Raw genomic sequence first — 4,625 nt, forward strand, 5'->3', positions numbered from 1 at the left:
GTGAACAGCCGCCCGAGCGCGGGAGCGTTCACGCGGCGGCCCGCCAGCCTGAGCGCCTCCCAGACCGTGACCTGGTTCGCGGTGAGCACCGGCTTGCCCAGGTCCCGCTCCAGTGCCTCGATGTACGCCGCCGTGTGCAGGGCCGTGTCCGGCAGCAGCACCGCCTCCGCGTCCGGGTGATCGCCGGCCCGCGCCATCGCCAGCACCTCGTCCCGGCCCCACGTACCGACCTCGGCCGCGGTGATGATCCCGCTGCCCCGCACGGAGAGCACCTCGCCCCCGGCCGCCGTGAGGAACTCGGCGAAGTACGCGGCGACGTCCTCCGGATAGGTCGCCGCGACCGCGACCCGGCGCACCCCGAGCTCCCCCAGCGCGTGCGCGAAGGCGAACGAGGTGCTGGACGCGGGCAGCCCCGCGGCCCGCGCGAGCGCCCGCACCTGGTCGTGCGCGCCCTCCCAGCCGAAGACGAAGCTCGCGGACGTGCACGCCCACACCACCGCCTCCGCACCGGCCAGCCGCAGCTCGGCCACACCGGCCTCGAGCCGCTCGGGTGCGCCCATGCGCAGCAGGGCGTCGACCCGGTGGGCGTCCTCCCCGATGTCGGTGTGCACGACCGGCAGCCGTACGTCGCTGTCGAGCAGCATCTCGATGCGCGGGTAGTCGTCCTCGGCGGAGTGTCCCGGGTAGAGGAATCCGAGCGCGGTCATGCCCATCCTTCCTGTTGTCCTTCGGGGAGTTGCCCTTCGGAGAGCTGCCCCTCGGAGAGCCGTCCCTCCGTGAGCCGCCCCTCGGGCAGCGGGCCCTGCGGGAGGTGCGGGGGCAGCGGCCACTGGCGGCGGGCCGCCGGGTCGAGCAGGGCCTGGTAGGGGCCTACCGCGTGCGTGCCGAGGCGTTTCAGCGCGGCCCACATCGTGACCTGGTTGGCGGAGATCACCGGGATCCGCAGCTCCGCCTCCAGCTGCGGGATGACGTCGTACGTCGGCAGGTTCGTGCAGCTGATGAACAGCACGTCGGCGGAGCGGCCCGCCGCCTCCCGGGCCATCGCGGCGACATCCCGGTACGGCACCTTCCAGATGTGCCGGGTCAGACCGAGATAGGCCCGCCCGGTGACGGTCGTACCGGCCTCGGCGAGGAACGCCTCCAGCGACTCGGTGACCGACGCCGTGTACGGCGTGACCAGGGCGACGCGCCGGGCACCGAGCTCGGCGAGCGCCTCGAGCAGGGCGCCCGAGGTCGTGACGGCGGGCAGCTCGGCGGCGCGCCGCATCGCGTCGCACATCGCGCGCTCCCCGGCGATGCCGCCGACGAAACTGCCCGAGGTGCACGCGTACGCGAGGACCTCCGGCTCGGCCGCGGTCAGCGCCCGGACCGCCTCGTCGAGCGTCTCGTGCTCGCTGACGAGACGCGCCAGATCGAGGCTGACCTCGACCGGCACGAACGGCGTACGGGTCAGGTGGAGGGAGATCTCGTCGGGCACCCAGCGCCACAGCTCTCGGTCGAGGGCGAAGTCGAAGGGTGCGACGACGCCCACGCCGCGCTGCGGCTGCGGTCCCCCCAGGAATGAGACGTCCATGAGCAGGCCCCACATTCAGCTGTCGTGATGCGTGATGGAGATGCCGGGTGCCGGAATGTGCCGGGGTGTGCCCGGGTGGTGCGGGAGGCCGGCGAACCGCCGGGACGTCGGGACAGCGATGGCGGCGGGTATCCGCTTACGGAGTACCCCTGTTGACGACGTTAGATTCAGGTGCCAGCGTGGTCAATCCGCCCATGTCAGGCGGCCCGCCCGAATCTCTCCGAATGTCTCAGAAACTGACCGCCTCCCAGGAAAGCGGACCCTCGTTGCGCGACGATTTCCCTCAGATGTCGGCCCCGGACCGCCCGCGGCAGGACCCGCAGGAGCGGCCCACCGTGCTGGTCCTCGACGCCCCCTCCCCCGCCCCGCCACCCCGGCTCGGCAGCCTCACCGGCCGGGCCCGGGTGGAGCACGCCGCCGACGCGGACGAGCTGCGCGAACGGCTGCCCGACGCCGACGTCCTGCTCGTGTGGGACTTCCTCTCGGACGCCGTACGGGAGGCCTGGCCGGCCGCCGGTCCTGGCGCCCGGCCCGGCTGGGTGCATACGGCGAGCGCGGGCGTGGACCGGCTGATGTTCCCCGAGCTGACCGGCTCGGACACGGTCCTGACGAACGCGCGCGGCGTCTTCGACCGCCCCATCGCCGAGTACGTGGCCGCGCTCGTCCTCGCGATGGCCAAGGACCTGCCCCGCACGCTCGCCCTCCAGTCGGAGCGCACCTGGCGCCACCGCGAGTCGCAGCGGGTCGCCGGGACCCGGGCCTGCATCGTCGGCTCGGGCCCGATCGGGCAGGCGATCGCCGCCCAGCTGAAGGCGCTCGGCATCACGACCGCGCTGGTGGGACGGCGGGCGCGGGCCGGCATCCACGGGCAGGACGAGCTGGACCGGCTGCTGGCGCGCGCCGACTGGGTGGTGTGCGCGGCGCCGCTCACGGACGCGACGCGCGGCATGTTCGACGCGCGCCGGTTCGGGGCGATGCAGCCGTCGGCCCGGTTCCTGAACGTGGGGCGCGGCCCGCTGGTCGTCGAGGACGACCTCCTCGACGCGCTGCGCAAACGGTGGATCGACGGCGCGGCACTCGACGTCTTCGAGGACGAGCCGCTGCCCGCGGACAGCCCGCTGTGGACGGCACCGGGGCTGATCGTGTCCCCCCACATGAGCGGCGACACGGTGGGCTGGCGGGACGAACTCGGGCGCCAGTTCGTGGAGTTGTACGAGCGGTGGGCGGCGGGTCGGCCACTGACGAATGTAGTGGACAAGAAACGTGGGTATGTCCCCGGGAACTGACGGGTCCGATCGATCGGCCGGCCGGACCTGATCGACCGGCCGGACCCCGACCGACCTGCTGGACCCGACGGACCTGATCGCTGACTCTCGCTGCTGGAGGGCGGATGACGACCGAGCTCACCGGACTGACCGCGCAGGACCTCGTCGACGGCTACCGCAAGGGCGAGTTCAGCCCCGTCGACGCCACCCGGGCGGTGCTCGCCAGGATCGAGGCGACGGAGCCGTCGCTCAACGCGTTCGTGCGGATCGACCCGGAGGGCGCCCTCGCGGCGGCGGAGGCCAGCGCCGAGCGCTGGCGGCGCGGGGAGCCGCAGGGGCTGGTCGACGGGGTGCCCGTCACCGTGAAGGACATCCTGCTGCAGCGCGGGGCGCCGACGCTGCGCGGATCCCGGACCGTACGCGCCGAGGGCCGCTGGGACGAGGACGCGCCGTCGGTCGCGCGGCTGCGCGAGCACGGGGCGGTGTTCGTGGGGCGGACGACGACGCCCGAGTTCGGCTGGAAGGGCGTCACCGACTCCCCGCTGTCGGGCGTCACCCGCAATCCGTACGACACGTCGCGCACCGCGGGCGGATCCAGCGGGGGCAGCGCGGCGGCGGTGGCCGTCGGCGCGGGGCCGCTCTCCCTCGGTACCGACGGGGGCGGCTCGGTCCGCATCCCCGCCTCCTTCTGCGGGATCTTCGGCCTGAAACCGACGTACGGGCGGGTGCCGCTCTACCCGGCGTCGGCGTTCGGCACGCTGTCGCACGTCGGCCCCATGACGCGCAGCGCGGCGGACGCGGCGCTGATGATGGACGTGATCACCGGCCCCGACGCGCGGGACTGGTCCGGGCTCGGGCCGGTCACCGGCAGCTTCCGGGACGGCCTGGAGGGCGGGGTGCGCGGGCTGCGCGTGGCGTTCTCGCCGTCGCTCGGCGGGCAGGTCGCGGTGCGGCCCGGGGTCGCGGCGGCGGTGCGGGCGGCGGTGACGCGGCTCGCGGAACTCGGTGCGTACGTGGAGGAGGTCGACCCGGACTTCACGGACCCGGTCGACGCGTTCCAGGTGCTCTGGTTCAGCGGGGCGGCACGCGTCGTGCAGCAGCTGTCGCCGGCCCAGCGGGAACTGCTCGACCCCGGGCTGCGGGAGATCTGTGCGCAGGGGGCGCGGTACAGCGCGCTCGACTACCTGGCGGCGGTGGACACGCGGATGGCGCTCGGGCGGCGCATGGGCGCCTTCCACGAGACGTACGACCTGCTGGTGACGCCGACGATGCCGCTGACCGCGTTCGAGGCGGGGGTCGAGGTGCCGAAGGGGTCGGGGCTGCGGCGCTGGACCGGCTGGACCCCGTTCACGTACCCCTTCAACCTGACGCAGCAGCCGGCGGCGACGGTGCCGGTGGGGCTCGACGCGGAGGGGCTCCCGGTCGGGCTCCAGCTCGTCGCGGCGCGGCACGCCGACGCGCTGGTGCTTCGCGCGGGCCATGCGTTGTACGCCTCCGGCGCGGTGGGGGTGGTGGGGGTGCGGTAGTCCGGGCCTGCCGCGCCGCGACGAGCCCGCGCCCCTGGCGGGGCGTGCCCACCCCGGCGCCGGGGCCGCCGTACGCCCCGCAAATCCCGCCGCGCCGCAGCGAGCCCCCACTCCCACCATCCCGCCCCCTCCGGGGGCGTCAGCCCGGCACCGGGGCTGCGACTACGTCGCGGGGCGTGTCGTGGTGCCCCGTCAGGGCGCGGGTACGTCACGGGGCGAGTCGTGGTGCCCCGGGCCCGGTCGTGATGCGCGTCCCGCGCT

4 protein-coding genes are annotated in these 4,625 nt (G+C 74.5%); 2 read left to right on the forward strand and 2 right to left on the reverse strand.

The genetic code is table 11. From position 1 onward, the window contains the following. Nucleotides 1-707 (reverse strand): aspartate/glutamate racemase family protein (locus tag GTW43_RS03635; protein ID WP_161300159.1); only part of this gene is annotated, 707 nt, incomplete at its 3' end. After that, entirely contained in the window at nt 704-1,573 is an 870-nt protein-coding gene (locus GTW43_RS03640) for an aspartate/glutamate racemase family protein (RefSeq protein WP_161300160.1), read from the reverse strand. The genes GTW43_RS03635 and GTW43_RS03640, both read right to left, overlap by 4 nt. 287 nt (nt 1,574-1,860) lie before the next feature. On the opposite strand from GTW43_RS03640, the gene GTW43_RS03645 reads away from it, so the two are divergent. Further along, entirely contained in the window at nt 1,861-2,859 is a 999-nt protein-coding gene (locus GTW43_RS03645; protein ID WP_161300161.1) for a D-2-hydroxyacid dehydrogenase, read from the forward strand. A 104-nt stretch (nt 2,860-2,963) separates the two neighbouring features. After that, nucleotides 2,964-4,364 (forward strand): amidase, encoded by a 1,401-nt coding sequence (locus GTW43_RS03650; RefSeq protein WP_161300162.1) that lies wholly within the window; start codon nt 2,964-2,966, stop codon nt 4,362-4,364. Nucleotides 4,365-4,625 lie beyond the last annotated feature (261 nt).

Source organism: Streptomyces sp. SID5785, assembly GCF_009870065.1.
Lineage (GTDB): Bacteria > Actinomycetota > Actinomycetes > Streptomycetales > Streptomycetaceae > Streptomyces.